Genomic DNA, 20,635 nt, shown 5'->3' with positions numbered 1-20,635 from the left:
TTTAAAATCCCCACAGTTATAAATAGAATCTTATTCGATTTATATAGAAATGAATTTAATTTAAAAAAGATAGAAAAAACAGCAAACAATTTATTGTTCCTCGATAGGAATTGACATATCTAACATACAGTTCTTAAGTATAGTGCTGATATAATTTCCTTTTTTTCTCGGAATTGAAGCTGTTGCAAATGTTCGTGGGGATTTATAAACTTCACCTGTATAATCGGGACTTGTAAGGGTCGGCATCATGTAGTAGGCATTTTGCTGATCTTCTGTATCCATTACCCATTTCCCACCGATATATTTTCTAAATGTTTCTCCGATATAGATGGTCAGTAAGTCGAGCATTTTGGGATCATCCCTCAGATCTTTAATGGTCAGATATGTACTGATAATCCAATTTTCTAATTCATCTAAAGAGCGAATGCTATAGTCAAGTCCCAGACAATAACTTTTGGCAAACTCTTCAGTAAAAGTATTCATCTTATCTTCGATTAGTATTATCCATTTCTGAAATTCCTCTTGTTTATACATTATCGTTTTATTGTTTATTATACAAAATACTTAAATATTAACATCTAAAATTAAATGTTGTTTTACTATTCTGATTTCCTGGAAACACAAAGATTTTGAAGAAAGTGCCCATTTACAGATCAGATTTATTCCTTCTAAAAATAAGGATAAGACCACAATTTCGATTCACGTTGATCATTTAAAAAGTGAAAGTCAACGTGAAGTAACTAAAAAGTACTGGTCGATTGTGATTGAAGATCTTTACTTTTTATAAAATGATGGTAAAGATTTAATTAACCCTTTAAGAAAGTATAATATCTATGATAATCCATTGGAACTAAATACAAGCTCAAAAGTTTATTTTAAATGTTTAAAAATTAAGTAATCATATTGGAATAAAAAAGGAGTTTGCGCTTAATCGGACTTTGAATTATTTAGTATAAACTCTTTTGGTGACATCCCTACTTCATTTCTAAATACCCTGTTGAAAGTAGCCTGGTTTTTAAATCCTGCGTCTATATATAAGGTTTTTATTGTAAATCGCTTATGTTGTTCATCTTTAAGTGCTTGTATTACTTGTTTAATTCTGTATTCGTTGATAAACTGATTAAAACTTTTGTTTGATATTTTATTAATTGTTCTGGAAACATAAAAACTATTGGACTCAATACTTTTTGAAAGTTTAGTAAGAGTAAAATCTGGATCTTGCCATACTTTTTTTTTCTCTACAAAGCTGACGATTTTCGCAAAGAGCTCAAATTCTTTATCTGAAATATTTTGGTTAACATCTAATGACAAATCTAAATTATTTTCAAGTTGGATCTCAGATAATTTTTTCACCAAAATTTTCTCATGAAATTTATTTGTAAAATATATATTAATATATACAAAACAACTAATAAAAAAAACGGTTTCAATGAAGAATATATTTTGATGATTACTGCTAATAGTATATTTAAACAGGTCAATAGCCATTATCTCATTGATCAATGAAATAATTATAGTTGTAGAGAGAGTTAAGATTGTAATGATTAAATTTTTTTTTAAAGGAACAAGATTAGCAGTAACTAAAGGAACTAAGATTAATTGAAACGCAAAATATGGATCAAATTTCCAAATTATAAAAATATAACATACAATCATCGCACTTTTAATTACAGCGCCTCGAATCACTAATTTGTAATAGTCATAATTAGTGTTCACAATTAGGAAAAATATTATCGCTTCAATTAACAGCATAACACTAAAAAAATATCCCACTTGAGAAAATCCGAATAAAAAAACAGTAACTATGAATGTGATATAAAATAAAAGTGTGTAAATCATTAAGCAATTGACATAAGCATATTGTGTCTTATTAGGCATCTTTGTCTTTTTTTTCGAAATTAAGATATTCCACAACATAGTAAGTGAAATTCTAATTTGTTCACAAATCATTTTTTGATAAATACTATCAAATTATAAAACATTAAAATCAAATTTTTAAAAATATAAAAATTAATTCACTGAAAATCAAATATCTAAGTAAAAAATCAACAATGTATTTATAAATTAATTTAACAACTGTAAAGTATTATTTGATAAATATCTAGACATTTGTTGCATCAATTATAAAAAAACACTAATCAAAATTTCGATGAAAAATTTCACTATAATTTTCAAACTATAGCATGTGTTTTAGATTCATTAAAACTCCCGTGCTTTTATTCGAAATCGGAAATTTTTTCAATAAAATAAAGATTAACTGGACACTTTACAAGTTTTCAGTAATCTTTTGTATTAATCATGTATTTATTAAAAAACGCACAAGAATGAACCAAAACATTATTCTCGAATTAAATAAGTATTTACATATACTCTCAAAAAAAACAATATTTATTTTTGTTTGCATTTTAAGTGGATCAATTACCATTTCTGGGCAACTAAGTGCTTCTACCGCAACACGTCAAATTCCAGCAGGTTCCGTTATCATCAATATGGGGGCTACCCCACAAACAGTAGAAAATGGTCTTAATCCATACGGATTGGTCTATGACCTGGTGGTGAACCAGAATATACCTGTAATTTGGTCAATCAGTCCTACAAAACCGAAAGACGGAATTGATTTTACGGTAGATGGAAATAATTTTCGAGGTGGGACTTTTATTATAGAAAAGCAATATGTTTCACTCCCGAATGTACAGGCGGCATTAAATGCAGCTAATTATGACACTGAGGTAATAAAATATACAGCTTTAACCAATGTCAATGTGCCAATATATAAAATGCTTACGTCATTTACCAAATGGACTTTCGATACAGATAATGGAGATATAACAGATGATTACCTTACACGAGCAAAAATACCTCTAACGGCGAGACAAACAGCATTGCCGAGTGTATTGACTCCTTGTCACGACTTATTTGTTTTACCACATGCAGATCCAAAGTGGTCCACACATGGAAGGCTTTATGAATGGGTACGGGCAAAAAGTACTTCAAACCCAAACGGAAACAGTGGTTGGCTTTGGTCAGGCTGTCATGCACCAGCAAGTAATGATGGTATAGAAAATATGTATAATCCTGCTGATGTCACACAGAGAACCAATTTTCTTACAACAGCTTCCGGAACAACTCCATCTTTGGCTTTAAGATCTCCTAGTGGCACGGTTAGCAATTGGCAGCTATCTTATCCTAATGATTCGCCCATGCAGTTTATGGGAACGGTAGCCACAGTTCTTGATGGAGGGTCTGGGCCTGGTTATACTCCCGCAAACGGTCAAACATGGCGTTCCGGAACTAAAATTGCAGTTTCTGATGCTTCCGTATCTCCAACTGCTTACGAACTTTTGTATGGATATGCATATGGAGATTCTTCTAACGGAGTTATCATGTATGAAGCTGGACACAGTTGGGATGGAACAGGAAGTAGTAATGTAGCTGCTATCCGGGCATTTTTAAATTTTGTTTTTGATGCTTCATCCAACAAATTACCACAATTTACGGAAGTAATTTCACAAGCTAATGATATTGTAATAACTGAAGGGCAAACTTTATCATTGAATGTTACCGCTACCGGATATGGAAATACTGCTGTAACCTATCAATGGACACAAAATGGGCTTAGTGGCTCGTTCTCAAGTTTCAATACTTCTGCAACTGTATATACAGCGGAACATCTACCTACAGGTGTTGCTACAAAAAAAGGACTTATTACCATAAAAGCTACCGATCCTTGCGGTCGTATTAATTCGTTTTCTTATCCAGTTACCATACAGAACAGTAATGCCAATTATTGTGTGAATGGATGCAATGGCAATACTTTTATAAATGCTGGTGATCCCAACACGTTGGAATATGATAATATTATCTCAGCATATCATTCTACTATTATTAAAGAAGCTGATGGTAAGGTGAAGGTATGGGGTGAGTTTGCAGCAGCACCAGATGGTACAGCAGTGCTGTCCCCTCGAGAAGTTATACCTGCAAATGGGTATAACTATACAGGAACTCCATTAAAAATTGCTTTGGCCTCGAATACAGGAAACACAGCTCAATTCGCAGTATTGACCACATCAGGCTTGTATGCTTGGGGAGCAACAAATGTACTACTTTCGTCTACTATTAAAAATACCCAAGCTTTTGGAGCAGTAAGCATCGGAACTTTTGGTGTTACAGGCACAAAAGCGGATGGTCTTCCGTCAGGGGTATCTCCTTCGGATGTAAAAATGCTTTTTGGTTCCTATCAAACATTAGGATTGGTAACCTGCGATGGTCAGGCTTGGATACTTTCATTTGGAGGTGCTAAATATGGTGATGGTGCATCAGTAAGCAGTGCCAACAATATTGTATGGCACCGTGTAAAGACCGGAGCAGGAACTACCGATTTTCTGCCGGATGTCGTTGCTATGAGAGGTACCGCAAATGCTATGGTGGCTCTTACTGCTGCAGGGAAAATATATACTTGGGGAACCGGAACTTATTTGGGAGACGGAACTACATCTGCAAATAGAACTTATGCGACTGAAATGATACTTCCAACAGGAATTACTCCAAAACAAATTGGGATGTCTATTCAGACACAGGAAATTGGGACCGGAACTGCCGGTGTAAGTTATTATGTTTTATCAAAAGCAGGAGAATTATATAGCTTGGGGAAAAATGGAAGGAACCAATTAGGAGACTTTACAACTACAGAAAGAACAAGTTGGGTAAGAGTGAAGAAATCTGCCACTGAAAATATGGATGCCATTGTTTGGTTCAGCCCTCAGGAGCACGATAACTCTTATGCAGCTGTAAATGCCTTGACTACTACTTCCAAGCTCTATGCATGGGGCTATAACGCTGATAATATGCTTGGCGCGGGTACGGTAGATACCGGATATAATCCTATTTATATGCCTGGTGGTTTAAATGCTAACGACATATTTCTTGGAGTAGAAACCGGGGGGCACACAAGTATGCTTATAAAAAAATGTACCTCAAGATATGGATATGTGGGACATCGTTATCAAGGAAGTATGGGAGACGGCACATCAGTGGATGCATATGAATCTACCTATAATTTTGTAAATACACCTCCGATTAATTTATGTGGTGCAAACACAACACCTCCGGTACAAAATTTAAAAATTTGTTCAGGATCAACAGCAAACCTTAATAATGCACATTTAGGAACCGTTCCTACCGGCGAAACGCTAGCTTGGTATACCACATCAACTAGAGATTCAGGTACACAAGTTACAAATCCTTTGGCTGTAGGGCCAGGTACATATTACGCTTTCTACGAAGGAAGCTGTCCAAATCCTCCTGCATCAAACCCTGTGATTGTATCTAACTACGCATCAGGAGAGCCGGGAAGCGAAACGTGTTACTGCTACAAACCTGCCAATACTTCCACCAGCGGAACTACTTTGAACACCAATTTTGGAATTACTGCTTTAGGAAGAGCTGGCTCTGATAATAGCAATTGGCCGATGGTAAGAAAAGGAGCTCATATTGCACTGGAAGCCAAAACAAAAGGATTTGTACCAACAAGGGTTGCTGACCCTGTAACTGCAATTACAAATCCGGTGGAGGGAATGATGATTTATGACACCACACTTAATTGCTTAAGAATTTATGTGGTAGATACTGTAACACCCACAAATACAGGGTGGAAATGTTTTGACAAACAAACTTGCCCAGACAACTAATCAATAAACACCCATTAAATGAAAAAATATATTTTGACTTCTATCACTTTATTGGGTTTTGCTTTTTGCAATTCACAGGTGATTATAAATAAAGACACTAATCAGCAATTATCAAGTACATCAGTGCTTTTAGAATTCGGCTCACAGCCAAAAGGCCTACTTTTACCGTGGATAATGGGGATTTCTAACACCGCCGGGGCTGTTCCGGGAACAATTGTTTTTGATACTTCCGATAAAAAAGTGAAATTTCTGAAAGGAGGAAGCTCAAGTATTTGGACAGACCTGAGTATCGACAACACAGGTATTGTAGATACATCTCTGCAAAATTCACTGAACGATAACGTTACAGCAAAAACCATTATTGGAGCAAATGCTTCTTCTGCCCCTGGCATCTTGGTATTGGAATCTTCCAATAAAGCAATGGTCTTACCCAAGGTAGCTTCACCGCATCTTAATATTATCAATCCTTCACCGGGTATGATTGTTTATGACACTACTAAGAAACAGTTAGCCGTATTTAACGGAAACGTTTGGGCTTTTTGGACATATACCGATTAAAGCGTTAAAATGTATAAAGATATCCATATTGGAGAGTTCATATTAAAAAGGTGGAAAGAAGTAAATATATCTATCAGCAGAGCTTCCAATTTTTTAAATGCTACGGAAGAAGAAATCAATAGCATGTTTCTTCAAAAATCGCTTGATTCAAACATGTTATTGAGATGGAGCAAATTGTTAGAATATGACTTTTTCAGGCTCTATTCGCAACATCTCATATTGTATGCTCCACCTGCTAAATTGAAACTAAACAATAAGCATGGTGCAATTTCAGAAATGCCAAAATTTAAAAAAAATATTTACACTATTGAAATTATAGAATTTCTACTTGAGCTAATAAGGAATGATGAAAAAACTATAGTGGAAATAATAAATGAATATAAAATTCCTAAGACTACCTTATACAAATGGATAAAAAAATATAACATACATGATAACCAATAAGACAACTTTGAAGAATATACCTGATTATAAAAAGATTTTCATTCACATTCTCGAAAAAAAATACCCAGAAAGACTAAAGGAATTTGAATTTATATTGAAAAAAAAACACTTTTCTGAGTTAGATGTTATTTTTATCAATGAAAGAATATTCGGAGCAAACAACCGGCTAAAAACTGATCATAATCAAAAATTTCGTTCTTATAGTAAACACGTAATCCAATATATTTTAGAGTATCAACAAAGAAACAATCTTAATAATATTCAATTGGCAAGACATTTTAAATTAAGTAGGAATACAGTTACTAGGTGGAAAAAGTTGGATAATTTAATAAAAAACGCAAAGTAACTATAAAAAAGTAATGCCTAATGGTACTACTTTAGATTGTTTTAGGTTTTATATTGCCTTTAATAAATAACATAAAGCTACCTTTAGGGTGGCTTTTTATAGTTAGTATCTCTAACATAACTCAGGAGAACTTTGCTGTTCTGAATGCTTCAAGGGAAAAGGTGCAGGTCATTGAATATAAAGTTTTCCACAAACGACGATTCTCTAGTCCTTGATGAAGCATTACTGGAATCAAATGATTATAGTAAACTGAAAAGTCTCTTTATTATGAAGCTTTATGAAATTAATTTTTTAATAGTTAAAATTATCTATATTAATTTATTTTGATAAAATAAGCTTAAATTTAGTTACATTTTATTTATGGGAGATAACTATATAGTCATATAATTGAAAACTTATCAATTAAAGCTCAAGTAGGGATTTCTATTTGTGAAACTAAAGAAAAAGTCTTTCGTTAAAGAGCTAAATCAAATGTTGAAATTCCAGAAGAAATGTTTTTTGTATTACATATAATCATATAGAAGTATGAATAAACTAATAACCGAACCGTTTTTGTTTTCAGATCATAATCAACAGTTTATTAATACGAAGGAAATAAAGGACCTGGTAGAATTAAGGCCTAATGAACTTCTACAGCCGCACAAAGTAAGCTTCTTTGCCATACATCTATTCTATAAAGGAAAAGGCAAACATTCTGTGGATTTTACCACTTTTGATATAGAAGAAAATAATATCTTATTTATTTCTCCCAACCAAATTGCACAGTTCTACCATCCCATCGAATATAATGGTAAAGTGCTTATTTTTACTGAAGAATTCTTTTGTAGAAATAAGGTACAGACTCAATTTCTGGGACAGACCAATCTTTTTAATGATCCCTTACAACTTTCATATTTTAATGTTGGAAATAAATTAAACGAATTACTGTCTATTTTTAACTTTATCAATGAAGGATTGAATCGGCCACATAATGAGATACAAACATCTATTCTTAATAATTATCTTTTCAATATACTTCTTATAGCAGAAGAGTTATATCAGCCGCAAAACAAGATGCTGATTACAACCCCTGATAAAGTATTAGTTTCAAAATTCAAATCTTTAGTGAATAAAAATATAAACTATCAACTTCCTTTACAATTTTATACGGATCAATTGCATGTGAGTCTGCGAACCTTAGAACAAGCGTTTAATAAAAATGAAAAAATTACTCCAAAAAAATTTGTCACAGATAGTTTAGTTATGGAAATTAAAAGAAATTTAGTATTCAGAGAAAATACGATTAGTGAAATTGCGTTCTCATTGGGATTCAAGGAGATTTCTAATTTTACAAAATTTTTCAAATTAAAAACAGGCCTGACTCCATCCCAATTTCAAAAAATGTTTCAAATAAATTGAAGTAGTCAAGACTTAATCTGACAGTTGCGATAAATTAACAACTGTAAAATAGATTAGAGTTATGACAACACAAGAAAAAATCATCAAGAACAAACTGGGTGTTTTAGAACTTGCCCAGCATTTAGGAAATGTATCAAGAGCCTGTAAAGTAATGGGCTATTCCAGAGACAGCTTTTATAGATTCAAAGAATTGTATGATCAAGGAGGCGAACTTGCACTTCAGGAACTTTCTAGAAGAAAGCCAGTGTTAAAGAACCGAGTAGAAGAACATATTGAAAAAGCTGTTGTGGATTTAGCCATAGACCAACCTGCTTTAGGCCAATTACGGGTATCTAATGAGTTAAAAAAGCAAGGGATATTGATATCACCTGGAGGAGTTCGGAGCATATGGATGCGTCATGATTTGCAAACTTTTAAGCTTCGATTAAAGGCTTTAGAAGCAAAATCGGCACAGGAAGGTATTGTTTTGACGGAAGCCCAGCTTATAGCACTGGAGAAAGCTAAAGAAGAAAAAAAGGCACACGGCGAAATAGAAACGTATCATCCTGGATATTTAGGAGCTCAGGACACTTATTATGTTGGAAATATTAAAGGAGTCGGGCATATATATCAGCAAACTTTCATAGATAAGTCGCTTTTACAAAACTGTATGATCGCAAGAATGCATTAGTTGCCGCAGATATATTAAACGACCAAGTGGTACCATTTTTCGAGCAACATGACATAAGATTGTTAAGGACCGCGGAACAGAATACTGTGGTGTAAGAGATCAGCATGAGTATCAGCTCTATTTAGCAATCGAAGATATAGATCACACGAAAACCAAAGCAAAAAGCCCCCAAACAAATGGTATTTGTGAACGTTTCCATCGTACTATTCAAGATGAGTTTTATGCAGTTGCATTCAGAAAGAAGGTATATCGTAGCATTCAGGAGCTCCAGAATGATCTAGATCGTTGGATGGCATACTATAATCAGGATCGTACCCACACTGGAAAGTATTGCTTTGGGAAGACACCTATGCAGACCTTCGACGATACAATTCATTTGGCAAAACAAAAGATGCTGGAGACACTAAAAGAAGATCAACTTGTTACTTATCCAATACAGGAGAATAAGCAACAAGTCACATCTTTAGATTTTGAAGAAACATCACTATATTCGAATAGGCAACCTGACAATTTTTAAGAACACCCAACTGTCAGATCAAGTAGTGGCTATTACAAATAAATAGCATTTGATATACTCCTTTTGAAAACAAAATATTACATGAATTTTAGATCATTTTCTTTTTTTTCTCTTGTACCATTTTTTTTCGGGAATTTATAACTAAAAACAACTTAAAAAGTAATAATTTCAAACACCAAATCATATGCGAAACCTGTTATTATTAAGAAATAATAAGGGATATACAAAAATAAAATTCAGATTGCATTTTATGTATTCCTGAATTAATATCATTGAATCAAAACCTTTATTACTTTTTATAATTGACATATGATTAAAGTAGGTGACATATCAGCTGAAACTATAGAAAATACTAAGTCTTATCAAGCTTTACTTGGGTTTATAATCAGCATTCATATAATTTATTTTATTACTAGCATTTTTTTTAATTATATTGAAGTTGCTCTTATTGAACTAACCATATTTTTTTTGATCCCTGGAATTTTTTTTATATCAAAAAAAATTAATTCAGGTTTTCCAGATAAATTTAGGATAGCTTATTTATTATCTTTTATATCGGTTTTTATCCTTCAATTCATATTGTATCCTTACAATCCCTATTATTTTTTACATTCTATATTGTTTTTATTAGTAATAAGTCATTTAATATGTTGGAGAAAAACCATTATAATTGCTATATTATCTTGCGCATTCACTATTTTCTCTGTCTTAATTTACGATTTATATAGTATAAGCTTGCTAAAGGATGTAATTTCTAAAGAATGTAACCAGTATTTTTTTTCAGAAACAATAATTCATTTTTTTATTGGAGTAATGATTAATTTATACTTCCTAAAAGCAAGTACATCTTTTCAACAGAATGAAATTAAACAAAATACTTCAACACCAATTTTTTATAAAAACGAATATAATTGCAGTTCAAAGGATATTTTTTTGTTTAACAAAATTGCTGATTATTTTGAGCAAAATAAACCTTGGCAAAATCCTGACTTCAATCAAACAATTTTAGCTGAAGATTTAGGGACTAGTACCAGTTATATTTCAAAGGTTTTAAATAATATTGGCAGCAAAAATTTCAATGATTCCATAAACAGTTTTAGAATAGATCAGGTTATTCAGCAAATAGAAAAAGGTGATCATGAGAAATATACACTAAGAGCTATATATACTGAAGCAGGATTTAAAAGTCAAGCAACATTTAATAGAGCATTCAAAAAAGAGAAAGGTTTGTCTCCAAGTGAATATATTGAAAAATATTACTATAATCAAAATTCGCCTTGAAGAAATATAAAATTTATGTTGTTGCTATCTTTGGGCAAGAACAGAAAATATACTCATAAGGAAGAACTTGAAAGGTACTCCCAAGAACTAATTTGAAAATATCATCAGAGAGTAGAAACGCTAAAGTTTTGAATTTTCCAAACTGAATGAAAAACAACAGCAATAGTTGGAAACATTGGTTGCCCGTATGTCCGGCTCAGGAGCTACAAAGCCTTAAGCTGGGCATGGAACGAATTCACCGATGATACCCAATAGGCACGTTTTATGATCCTGAAATCAATGTACCAGTCAGCCTCCGATGTAGAAGGAAATACCGATGCAGCCCTTGAATTTAATCAGGATACCTACTATATTTTTGAAGAAATTTCCCAGGCTATAGGCGCGGAGAAATTGAACCAGTTCCTTTCAGCATATGGAAAGGGAATGTTATATAATCTGCTCGGCACGTTTGACGAGGGCAATCCCGATTATGAAAGTAATGATAGCTGTTGTTAATGACTCACGACCGAGGATCAGAAACCTCTGGAAAACAGTTTGCGGGGCTTCACGAAGACTTTTTGGAATTTGATCAGGAGTTTATTGCCTAGCAATATCAGGAATAGACTATGAAAACAGCTCTTATTTTATTTGGTTTTAGTCACTTTCGCAGGATTGGAATGGTCAATTTTACAGGATTCTACACGCAGAGCATAAAGCAATAAGGTACCGTAGTTTCCCGTAGCCTCCAGCACACATTGGTGATCCGCATCGGAAAAAGAGCTAATGAACTTCTTTACCCCCTTTAAGTCATTCGTGTACGTTTGGGTTTGGTAACCTTTTAACTGGGGGTAAGCTGCTACAAATGTACTTTTTGAAATGTCGATTCCAATAAATTTCATAACCTTAGGATTGAATAAAAATTACAGTATCCGTCCTACCAAGTACATATTGACTTAGATTACCACGGTTGTTAGCTTTGTTGCTATGAATAACATTCAAGAAAAACGTGAGCGTATGCTGTCTATGATAGCAGACTTGCAGCAGAGCGGAAAAAGTAAGAAAGCTTACTGTATGGAAAATGGGATCAATGAAGCGACCTTTTATTATTGGTTTTCTCGCAGTAAAGAAAATCACACAGGCGGCGGCAGCTTTATAACAATTGATAAGGCGCGGGGAAAGAGCGATGTTGAGATTATTTATCCCAATGGTGTGCGTATAAAGACTGAAAATGATCTTGCCCTTTTATCACAGCTGATCCGTCTTTACTGATGTTTGCCCTGGGATCCTCGCACCATTTTTATCTTTATGATGGCTTTTGCGACATGCGAAAATCATTCGACGGGCTCTGCGGACTGATCGGTTCAGGGATGCAGCGTCAGGCTACCAGCGGTGAGGTTTTCGTATTTTTGAACCGTAGCCGTACACATATGAAGCTGCTGCACTGGGAAAAAGGAAGCTTTGTACTTTATTATAAGCGTCTGGAGAGCGGCACCTTCATGCCGCCGAACGCAAAAAATGGAGAATTGTCCTGGAGCAATCTGGTATTGATGGTTGAAGGGATACAGGTGGTAAAAAGTATTCAAAAAAGACGTTTCTCTTTGCCTTAAAAATGGACTTAAAATAGGAATAAAGGTATCTTTTGAGTATCTTTACGGTATGGAAACAGCACTGGAAAATCTCTCTAAAGAAGACCTTCTGAAAATGGTTTCCAGTATGTCCAAAGAGAATGAACTCCTCCATCAGGAGCGTGATATCCTTTCACAGGAACGTGATTACCTGAAAGCTCAAGTGGAGATGCTTCAACGCATGCAGTTCGGCCAGAAGCGTGAGCGCTTCGAAGGTGACCCCAACCAGACTTTCCTGCCTTTCCACGCAGAACCTGCAGAAGCAGAGCAACAGCTCGAACTGATCAAAGAGAAAATCGAGTATGTTCGTCAGCGTCCAAACCATAAAGGACGCGCTAAATTACCTGCCCACCTTCCTGTAGAAGAGATCGAGATCCACCCAGAGGGTGATCTGTCTGAAATGGTGTGCATCGGCCAGGAGATTACCGAGGAGCTGGAGTGCGAGCCAGCCAAATTCTATATCAAACGTTACATCCGTTATAAATATGCGGCTAAAAACAGAGATGGCGTATCCATTGCCGAACTACCTGAACGGGTCATCGATAAAGGAATTGCAGGTCCGAGCTTACTGGCGATGATACTGGTGGGTAAATATCAGGACCATCTTCCCCTATACCGACAAAAACAGATCTTCGCAAGGGAAAACATACAGATCCCATCCTCAACCATCGAAGGATGGACCAGACAGGCACTGGAAAAACTCGAACCATTGTATGAACAGCTGGTCTTTGACACCAAAGCTCAGGGCTATTTGCAGGTTGATGAGACCCCAATAAAAGTATTGGACAGTGATAAAAAAGGAGCTGCCCATCAGGGCTATTATTGGGTCTACCACTCGCCTTTGGATAAAACGGTGCTGTTCGATTATAACCCTTCCCGTGGTGGTCATGTACCTACACCCATGCTGGATAACTTTAAGGGATATCTGCAGACGGATGGATATGCCGCCTACGAAAAATTTGGAAAAAAGAAAGACATCACCCATCTGGCCTGCTGGGCACACGCACGCCGTGAGTTTGAGAAAGGCCTGCAGAATGACCCGGAAAGAGCCAAAAAGGCGCTACTGATGATACAGGATCTTTACAAAGTTGACCGGAAAGCCAAAGAAGAAAAGTTATCACCTGATATGATCCGGGAGCTACGGCTCAAAGAGTCACTTCCGATCATCAACGACATGGGTAAATGGATATTCCGGGAGATAAAAAACACATTGCCCAAAAGCCAGATAGGAAAGGCTATGGCCTATGCATACACCCGTTGGGACATGCTGTCGGAATATTTGCGCGATGGAAATCTGCAGATTAACAATAACCTTATCGAGAATGCCATTCGCCCAGTTGCCCTGGGACGCAAAAATTGGCTGTTCGCAGGAAGTCATGAGGCAGCACAGCGATCGGCAATGATCTACTCATTTTTCGCTATCTGCAAAAAGCATGAGGTGAACCCTTTTCTGTGGTTAAAACATACGCTAATGAATATAGCGTCAATAAACCACAAGAATATAAAAGAGCTTTACCCACAGAACTTCAAAAAATCAACTGACATGTAGTTCGTCGGGCGGATACAAATTACACATCCAATAAAATATCGTCGCATACACAGGCTCTTAGCCTACCTAACTATTCAGTTTTTAGATGTAAAAACGCATGGGAGCAGAACGTGTCAGACGGTATTTATACCAACAGTTCATCGGCTTTATTCCATGCGCTTTCTTATTTATTCAAATGTACGACAGTTCATGTTACAGCCTCAATTATTAGGAAACTTGTAATTGAATCATTCCTTCCAAATCAAAAGACTCTTCTTCTATCCACTTTTCACTTTGGATTAGGTCGTTGATTAGTATTAATTCTCTTTTTGAAAAATTTTCTATAGATAAACCGGATAATTCTTTTAATAGATCCCAATGGCTATAGTGATAATCTATATATGTGCTTATTTTTTTATGCGGTTCATTAGGATACAGAAGAAAAATATCTTTCTTTCTATCTTTTAGCTTTTTTTTTATTCTCGAATAAATTTGTAAACCTGCCAAATCCCAATCACAAGAGTAATAAATTGGCTTAGAGAGTTCTATTTCATCAATATCGTCAATTATTTTGATATTGTTTCCTCCAACGTGCCACAACTTAACTTCAGCATTCTTAGCTATCCAAGGTTGTTTTAAAAATGATTTGTTTTCACACAATACAATTGCCTTAGGATTAGGATGATCAACCACTATCCTCCATTGATTCTCTTTCTTATCCAAAGGAAACTCCGTGATATTTAAAATTTTGAATACAGCATTTCTCAAACTTGTCTTGTTCTTCAAGTATTTCGAAGTATCAAAGAATTCATTAGAAAAATCTTCTATATTGGTTGGATTATTTATTAACTCTGTTTTATTCTCAGCAATAAGCATTAAAGCTTTTATATCCTCAAGTGTAAAACTCTTTTTAGCACTAGGTTCAATCCCATTTTCGATCAGAAAGTTCTTAGCCTCATCATACGGTATTTTAAACGTCTTTTCGTAGAATTTTTCAAAGTCATTTGTAGAAATGATGATTTTATTATTTCCAGGCTTTCTATCTAGAATACATTTGTCCTCCAATAAATAATTGATATAAGGATGCTCTTGAATGTTTGCTTTTGTTTTTTTTAAATGGAACAAATCATCAAGTGCTTTTAGCTCTTTCCAAGTGATATTTTTATTCATTGTCAGGCATTGTGTTTATATAGTCGGCTATATCTTCCACAATAATATCTGAAAAAATCCCCAAAGGTGGAACATACGTATCCATATCAGCTAAGTTATTTTCATTCATAATGTAGATGTATTGTCCATCATTCGTAATTTCTCCTGCTGTTTCTATAGCCATTGTAATGATTTGATACTTTTCCGTTTTTGCTAATTCGTGCAACATATCGTAATTACTACCTAAACCTTCCGCTTCATCTATCGGCATTATTTTTAAACCTCCTTTTCCCTTTTCCTCAATCAAAGATAATCTTGCTAAACATAATAAAGCATTAGCGGTATAAGTTTGTCCATTACTTCCGGAATTACTCTCATCGTTGTCAAGTTTTAAATCAAACTCTAGATCGAAATAAGATTTGGGGTTCATTAAATCCTCAGGATCAACTTTAGCACTGCCACCAAATTGTTGAAAAGCTTTTATCATCATTACGTTGATGTCTATTTCTTCCCGGAGATCACTAAATAATCCTACATAATTCATTTGATTATTTAATTGCTTTCTAAAATTGAAAAGCCAACTTGTAGGGAAATGAATTGACGGTTTAGACAACAAAGAGGCTCGATTACCTCCAGTAATAACTTTATTTTTCTTTTTGAGATAGGAGTCGATTTCACTAATTTTAGTAAGGTAATTATTGTAAACTCTGTATACCTCATTGAAAATGCTTCCCAATATCTCCACTTTTCTTGAACCAATTTCCTGAATGTCCTGTGTCAGTTTATTCAGTCTTTCTACGATATTATAGGTAATTAAGTCTTCATCAATTGTGGAAGTAGGAAAAACTGTAGGCAATAAATAATGAGCAAGTTTACCAACAGAAATTGATTCATCATAAGGTGTATTTTCGGTAACGATTTTTAAATATTCATCGTAAGCTGCTTTTGACCGTTCCGCTTTAGACTTCAGGGAATTTAAACCACCACTTTCAGGATTGGTTAGCTCTTCTATATCTTCTGCAAACTTAATTTCTAATTTAAATAAATCTTCATTTAGCCTGATTGTTTCATCCAGTTCTTGATTTGCTTTAGTATGGTTATCTTCTTTTTCCTTTTTATTTTTTTCAAGATTATCTATCGCTTGTTTAAGTTCAAATCTTTTGTTTAATAATTTTGATTCATTATTAATCTCTTTGGCATACTTCTCCTGTAACATTTCTACTTCTCCGTTAAAGCTGTCTTTCAATTCAGATAGATTACTTTTGAATTGCTCGATTTCATATTCAACAAGACTTATGTCAATTACTGAATCTTCTTTAAAAAATTTGATCTCTAATTCCTTGATTCTTTTATTATGTCCTTCAATTATACCTTTTTGATTTATAAAATCTTGATATTCTTTCTGAATTGAAGTAAACTCTGCATCAATACTTTCTTTGTTATTGTACAATTCAATGCTTTGGGAAAAAGTTTCTTCGGAAAGCTCTTTTAAACTTTCTTCAATATTGAATTTTGCAAGCTCATCCTTTCGTTTGTATAAATCGATATGTTCTTTTATGTTACTATAGGCAAATAAAATCTCTTTAAGTTTTTGCTCCTTTTGTTTTTTAGTATTAAGAACTGACAAACGATTTACAACACCTTCTTTTAATTTTTGAATAGGTTCACTGAGTAGCTTTGGATCGCTAACATTCAAAACTTGGTTGGGAGAATGTTCAATATATTCATAAACACCATCAAGATTTAACCAGAATCCACGCTTTGTTTCTTCTTTAATTTTAGCCTCTATGTTTTCAAATAAGTCCTCTGGAAAAGGTACGTATCTCTCTGCCTTTTTTTCAGATGGCTTTACTTTGCCATATTTTTGGAAATAAATTAATGTACTCTCAATTTGATGAGAGATTGGGAATTTTAAGTTTTCCATAGCCCAATTTAAAAGGGACTCTGGATTATTAATATCTGTAAATTTAGACAATGACTGAAGTTCTGTTATTTCTTTTTCAAGTTGCTCAATTCTCGTGGGAATTTCTATGTTTTTTTTCTCAAAATCAATCAACCAATCGGATGCCTCAAAATCACTTAGTGCATTATTTTTTCTAAGGTGATTAGTAAAGCTTTGTAAGGCTATTTTATTTTCGTTTTCTTTTCTTTGAAGAGAAAACCATTCTTTGACTTTTTCTAATTGATTATCATTTAATTTCACCCAATTTTCAATCTTTTCTATGGAGTTTTTGGACTGACTTATCTTTAAAAATTTGTCTTCAATATCAGCTTTAGATTCTTTCTGGCTTTCAAGTTTAATCACTGCTTCTTTTAATTCTAAAAGTTCTTTTAACTCTTTGATTTGTAACGTGATTAATTGATTTTCGATGAATTTTAATTCATTACTCTGTTTATCTTTCTCATTGGTAATGTTTTGTTGTTCTTTAAGGGATTTTTTCTTCAGTATATTCCAGTAGTTGTATCGTTTAATTAGATATTCAGAATAAGTCGATTTATAAACCTTACTTTTTTCTAGTACATTTTTTAGTAAAGTTTGCTTTTCGTTGATTAACCTGATTTCATCCAAATATCTTTTATGTTCGTGGAAGTCATTCGTTATATTTTTTACCTCTTCATCATATTTTGCTTTAATAACATTTTTATCATCGTCCCCAAAGAGAAACTTTTTAAGGTTTTCAGATTCTTTTTTAAAGCCTTTTCCCCGTGAGAATGATCTTAAAATACTTGCATAGGCTTTTAATGTTTCTTCTTTAGTCAAGTCTAAAGAGAGTAACTCATTATCGTAAAGGATTTGATGATAGTTTTTCCTTCTAAATGACTTTACCCTTACAAACTCAATCTTCTCACAAAGACTATTTAGCGTCTCAACTTTATCATTTACAATCAAATCTTTGGTAAAAATCGGACTATTAAGTGGTGTTAACACTTCCCAATCATATCCATTTTGGACAATGAACATCTCAGCAGCATTGCTGGTGCTTTCAATGTAAGCACCTATCACAATATATTGTTTCCGCTTTACTTCAATGTTAAAAAAAATATAACCCCTGGAAGATGTTTTTCCTTTGGTTCCCAAAAGCATTCCTTTAACATCTCTATCTTTATTACCATCTGTAGCAGATTGAAATTCACCTGATCCGACTAAAATCAACTGAATCATATCTGCAATCATACTTTTCCCACTACCACTTTCGCCACTAAAATCTGTTCTGTAATGGTGAAATAAATAATCTGCATTAAAGTGTTGTTTAATGCCTATCGTTGATAAACTATATATACGGGGAAAATTATTCTGCATTTTTCACTTCTTTAATCAGGTCATCTATTGTTTCTATCTGTGGTTGATACGCTACTCTTAACCTTTCAAAAGATGGTAAAATTTTGAATTTATTTTTTTCACTTTCATCATCCCACATTAACCATCCTAATTCACCGAACTTGACAAAGGATTTTCTTACAATATCTTCAAATCTTTGATCGGTAGTATCTGTTCCTTTGTCCGAAGAATTGTCGTTTATTAATTTTCTCAAAGCGTTCTTCTCTTCTTCATATTCTTCATAAAGAAGGCTTATAAAGTCTGAAATGCCGTCTAGCTCAATATTACCATCCAGTTTATACATTTTCAGAAAGAGCATCCCGATGATTATAAACTCACTTTTTAAATAATCTCTGTAATCAGAAGACACATTACTTTTTCCATCTTCATTGAGTTCCAGGTAATAATATTGACTAAATTCATTGCCTTCTTTTCTAAGGTTGAGATTGAAAAAATCTTTATAATATTCTTTTAAGGATTCAAAATTTTCATTTTCATTCAAAAAGCGATATAAATTCACATCAAAAGGGTATTCCCTCTGAATATGAATACCACTTCTAAGCGTATAGTCCAGTTTAGCAAAAACATTCATTGCTTTCTTTTCGTATAGAAAACGGTATTTTACTGTATTTTCTGAATACTCATCTGCCATAATGAAATACTTTTGATTGCTGTATGATTAACAACATTTCGGTTAATATCAATTCTATATTTTTGCTTGAACTTGGTGCTTCTCCTCAAAATATTGTGGGCGGTTTTAACTGCTATAGGTAATTCATCGATATCTATAATTTTAAAAAACAAGGGTGTAAAAGCCAATGTGCCATTTTCTTCTAATTCCTTAAAGGCAATATTCGTCCAATACAATATTCTTTCCTTATCCTGTTTCCATTTATTCGTTTTGTCTAATAAAACTTTTCTTTTGGAGAAGTCAACTTTCCTTTTCGAAATCTCCATAGGCAACTTATAGCTTATCTCTCTGATTGGAACAATATTCAATATCGGAAGATGTTCTGTTAATTTCACTTTCAGACCGAAGAGGTTATTCGGAAATTGAATTCTTTTTACGCTGCCTTCTTTTTTTACAAAAGAATTTTCTAACAAGTAATCAATGAATTTATTGGTTTTCCGATCAAAATCCTGTTTATTGAAATCATAAATAAATTCTCGTATCCGAGGTTTTATCTTGTCAATTCTTTTACTTACCTGTTCTAACTGATTTCTGGAATTGTCATGAAATTTCTGAACCTTTTGAATATTATCAATATAATCATAGTTATTCGGCTTTTGGAGAATCCCAGTTAAAATTTCATCAATCTCGTATGAAACCTGAAATGCATTTTTTAATTCAAATGCCTGTTCTTTAATTACTTCTAAGTGAATTTCAATTTCTCTCAGAACTTCAGTAATATGTTGATTTTCAGATTTAACAGTTACTTTGAATTCATTTACTGATTCATTTACTTGTTGATCAAGTATTTCAATTTGAGAAACAAGCTCAGGCATCCTTAGATTGAAATGATCTTCTATCCACTCATTAAAGTCTTTTTCTCCTTCAATATTTTCTGTGAGGCTTTTATGTAATTCATCAAAAAACCGTTTTATTTTGGCAGGATTATATTTTTCAATTAATCTCTTTTCAATATTTTGACAAAGTTCTAATCCATACTTTTTGAACTGATAGGTTCTCTTCGTTTCATTACGCCATAAAAATGATTCTTGTAGTCTTAAAATTATTGTATTGTTTCTATTATCAGTTCTTGAACTTTCATTTCCCTGGTCTTTGAATACCTTATTAATACTTGCAATAATATTTTCTTCAGTAAAATCTTGATCCTTATACTTTGCATAGAGAGAAAGAAGAATCAATCCGTCATTTTTCTCAGGGATTAGTTTCTCATATTGGCTTTTCGCCTCTCTGTATAAGTTAAAGCTTTCCATTAACATACTTTAAATATAAACAAGTATATAAACATCCTAATTACGGTTATCCATAATCGACATTAAATACAGCTGTTAAGACCTTATAAATTTAGTAAAAACCACATGTATCTTAATTTTCAATACTAATTCTAAAAAATAAAGATTTTTTCTTGAAAAAACATGCTTCTCTGCTAATTTTATTGTATACTAT

General features: G+C 33.5%; 16 protein-coding genes and 1 pseudogene. 10 read left to right on the top strand and 7 right to left on the bottom strand.

The features are described 5' to 3' along the window. Positions 1-90: 90 nt before the first annotated feature. Both BCF58_RS04780 and BCF58_RS04775 read right to left on the bottom strand, forming a co-directional pair. Positions 91-534, bottom strand: coding sequence for a hypothetical protein (locus BCF58_RS04780; protein WP_228434735.1), 444 nt, complete (start codon positions 532-534; stop codon positions 91-93). Positions 535-927: 393 nt separating this feature from the next. Further along, on the bottom strand, positions 928-1,878 hold the full coding sequence (locus BCF58_RS04775) for a helix-turn-helix domain-containing protein (RefSeq protein WP_170148970.1): 951 nt from the start codon (positions 1,876-1,878) through the stop codon (positions 928-930). 446 nt (positions 1,879-2,324) lie between these two features. Between BCF58_RS04775 and BCF58_RS04770 the strand changes: the two genes are divergently transcribed. The 7 genes and pseudogenes from BCF58_RS04770 to BCF58_RS04730 all read left to right on the top strand — a co-directional run bounded on the left by BCF58_RS04770 (position 2,325) and on the right by BCF58_RS04730 (position 11,396). Beyond that, positions 2,325-5,687 carry an RCC1 domain-containing protein gene (locus BCF58_RS04770; protein ID WP_121460634.1) on the top strand — a complete coding sequence of 1,121 codons (3,363 nt, stop codon included), beginning with the start codon at positions 2,325-2,327 and terminating at the stop codon, positions 5,685-5,687. An 18-nt stretch (positions 5,688-5,705) separates the two neighbouring features. Then, positions 5,706-6,245: a hypothetical protein gene (locus BCF58_RS04765; protein WP_121460633.1), complete on the top strand. Its 540-nt coding sequence runs from the start codon at positions 5,706-5,708 to the stop codon at positions 6,243-6,245. A gap of 9 nt (positions 6,246-6,254) precedes the next feature. Further along, the gene (locus BCF58_RS04760; protein ID WP_121460632.1) at positions 6,255-6,689 is read left to right on the top strand and encodes a transposase; all 435 of its coding nucleotides are present in this window, start codon (positions 6,255-6,257) and stop codon (positions 6,687-6,689) included. Between the two features lie 871 nt (positions 6,690-7,560). After that, positions 7,561-8,433, top strand: coding sequence for a helix-turn-helix domain-containing protein (locus tag BCF58_RS04745; protein WP_121460629.1), 873 nt, complete (start codon positions 7,561-7,563; stop codon positions 8,431-8,433). Positions 8,434-8,494: 61 nt separating this feature from the next. Continuing rightward, positions 8,495-9,620: pseudogene (locus tag BCF58_RS04740) on the top strand (IS481 family transposase). A gap of 309 nt (positions 9,621-9,929) precedes the next feature. Further along, positions 9,930-10,901, top strand: coding sequence for a helix-turn-helix domain-containing protein (locus BCF58_RS04735; RefSeq protein ID WP_121460628.1), 972 nt, complete (start codon positions 9,930-9,932; stop codon positions 10,899-10,901). A gap of 279 nt (positions 10,902-11,180) precedes the next feature. Beyond that, positions 11,181-11,396 carry a hypothetical protein gene (locus tag BCF58_RS04730; protein ID WP_121460627.1) on the top strand — a complete coding sequence of 72 codons (216 nt, stop codon included), beginning with the start codon at positions 11,181-11,183 and terminating at the stop codon, positions 11,394-11,396. Positions 11,397-11,524: 128 nt separating this feature from the next. On the opposite strand, the gene BCF58_RS04725 is transcribed toward BCF58_RS04730, so the two are convergent. Next, positions 11,525-11,779 (bottom strand): IS110 family transposase, encoded by a 255-nt coding sequence (locus BCF58_RS04725; protein ID WP_121460626.1) that lies wholly within the window; start codon positions 11,777-11,779, stop codon positions 11,525-11,527. An 85-nt stretch (positions 11,780-11,864) separates the two neighbouring features. On the opposite strand from BCF58_RS04725, the gene tnpA reads away from it, so the two are divergent. From tnpA to tnpC, 3 genes are read left to right on the top strand one after another with little or no spacing between them, the layout of a single operon-like run. Continuing rightward, positions 11,865-12,149, top strand: a complete 285-nt coding sequence (tnpA, locus tag BCF58_RS04720) for an IS66 family insertion sequence element accessory protein TnpA (RefSeq protein ID WP_228434734.1) — start codon at positions 11,865-11,867, stop codon at positions 12,147-12,149. After that, positions 12,149-12,487, top strand: coding sequence for an IS66 family insertion sequence element accessory protein TnpB (gene tnpB / locus BCF58_RS04715; RefSeq protein ID WP_121460625.1), 339 nt, complete (start codon positions 12,149-12,151; stop codon positions 12,485-12,487). Before tnpA ends, tnpB begins: the two co-directional genes overlap by 1 nt. Positions 12,488-12,536: 49 nt before the next feature. After that, positions 12,537-14,054, top strand: a complete 1,518-nt coding sequence (gene tnpC, locus BCF58_RS04710) for an IS66 family transposase (protein ID WP_121460624.1) — start codon at positions 12,537-12,539, stop codon at positions 14,052-14,054. A 207-nt stretch (positions 14,055-14,261) separates the two neighbouring features. On the opposite strand, the gene BCF58_RS04705 is transcribed toward tnpC, so the two are convergent. From BCF58_RS04705 to BCF58_RS04690, 4 genes are read right to left on the bottom strand one after another with little or no spacing between them, the layout of a single operon-like run. Then, positions 14,262-15,203, bottom strand: a complete 942-nt coding sequence (locus tag BCF58_RS04705; RefSeq protein ID WP_121460623.1) for a hypothetical protein — start codon at positions 15,201-15,203, stop codon at positions 14,262-14,264. Further along, entirely contained in the window at positions 15,196-18,483 is a 3,288-nt protein-coding gene (locus tag BCF58_RS04700; RefSeq protein WP_147462022.1) for a hypothetical protein, read from the bottom strand. Before BCF58_RS04700 ends, BCF58_RS04705 begins: the two co-directional genes overlap by 8 nt. After that, a complete protein-coding gene (locus BCF58_RS04695; protein ID WP_121460621.1) occupies positions 18,473-19,153 on the bottom strand; it encodes a hypothetical protein in 681 nt (226 codons plus the stop codon). Before BCF58_RS04695 ends, BCF58_RS04700 begins: the two co-directional genes overlap by 11 nt. Further along, complete coding sequence (locus BCF58_RS04690; protein WP_147462021.1) at positions 19,123-20,442, bottom strand: hypothetical protein; 1,320 nt, start codon at positions 20,440-20,442, stop codon at positions 19,123-19,125. Before BCF58_RS04690 ends, BCF58_RS04695 begins: the two co-directional genes overlap by 31 nt. Positions 20,443-20,635 lie beyond the last annotated feature (193 nt).

Origin of the sequence: Chryseobacterium defluvii (assembly GCF_003634775.1) — a bacterium.
GTDB classification, from domain to species: domain Bacteria; phylum Bacteroidota; class Bacteroidia; order Flavobacteriales; family Weeksellaceae; genus Chryseobacterium; species Chryseobacterium defluvii.
Note: the sequence above shows the minus strand (reverse complement) of the source record. Positions and strands in the feature narration are given on the sequence as shown.

Coding starts and splice junctions, on each gene's coding strand:
- BCF58_RS04780 (WP_228434735.1), bottom strand. CDS start 534: ATGTATAAACAAGAGGAATTTCAGAAATGGATAATACTAATCGAAGAT.
- BCF58_RS04775 (WP_170148970.1), bottom strand. CDS start 1,878: ATGCCTAATAAGACACAATATGCTTATGTCAATTGCTTAATGATTTAC.
- BCF58_RS04770 (WP_121460634.1), top strand. CDS start 2,325: ATGAACCAAAACATTATTCTCGAATTAAATAAGTATTTACATATACTC.
- BCF58_RS04765 (WP_121460633.1), top strand. CDS start 5,706: ATGAAAAAATATATTTTGACTTCTATCACTTTATTGGGTTTTGCTTTT.
- BCF58_RS04760 (WP_121460632.1), top strand. CDS start 6,255: ATGTATAAAGATATCCATATTGGAGAGTTCATATTAAAAAGGTGGAAA.
- BCF58_RS04745 (WP_121460629.1), top strand. CDS start 7,561: ATGAATAAACTAATAACCGAACCGTTTTTGTTTTCAGATCATAATCAA.
- BCF58_RS04735 (WP_121460628.1), top strand. CDS start 9,930: ATGATTAAAGTAGGTGACATATCAGCTGAAACTATAGAAAATACTAAG.
- BCF58_RS04730 (WP_121460627.1), top strand. CDS start 11,181: ATGTACCAGTCAGCCTCCGATGTAGAAGGAAATACCGATGCAGCCCTT.
- BCF58_RS04725 (WP_121460626.1), bottom strand. CDS start 11,779: ATGAAATTTATTGGAATCGACATTTCAAAAAGTACATTTGTAGCAGCT.
- tnpA (WP_228434734.1), top strand. CDS start 11,865: ATGAATAACATTCAAGAAAAACGTGAGCGTATGCTGTCTATGATAGCA.
- tnpB (WP_121460625.1), top strand. CDS start 12,149: ATGTTTGCCCTGGGATCCTCGCACCATTTTTATCTTTATGATGGCTTT.
- tnpC (WP_121460624.1), top strand. CDS start 12,537: ATGGAAACAGCACTGGAAAATCTCTCTAAAGAAGACCTTCTGAAAATG.
- BCF58_RS04705 (WP_121460623.1), bottom strand. CDS start 15,203: ATGAATAAAAATATCACTTGGAAAGAGCTAAAAGCACTTGATGATTTG.
- BCF58_RS04700 (WP_147462022.1), bottom strand. CDS start 18,483: ATGCAGAATAATTTTCCCCGTATATATAGTTTATCAACGATAGGCATT.
- BCF58_RS04695 (WP_121460621.1), bottom strand. CDS start 19,153: ATGGCAGATGAGTATTCAGAAAATACAGTAAAATACCGTTTTCTATAC.
- BCF58_RS04690 (WP_147462021.1), bottom strand. CDS start 20,442: ATGGAAAGCTTTAACTTATACAGAGAGGCGAAAAGCCAATATGAGAAA.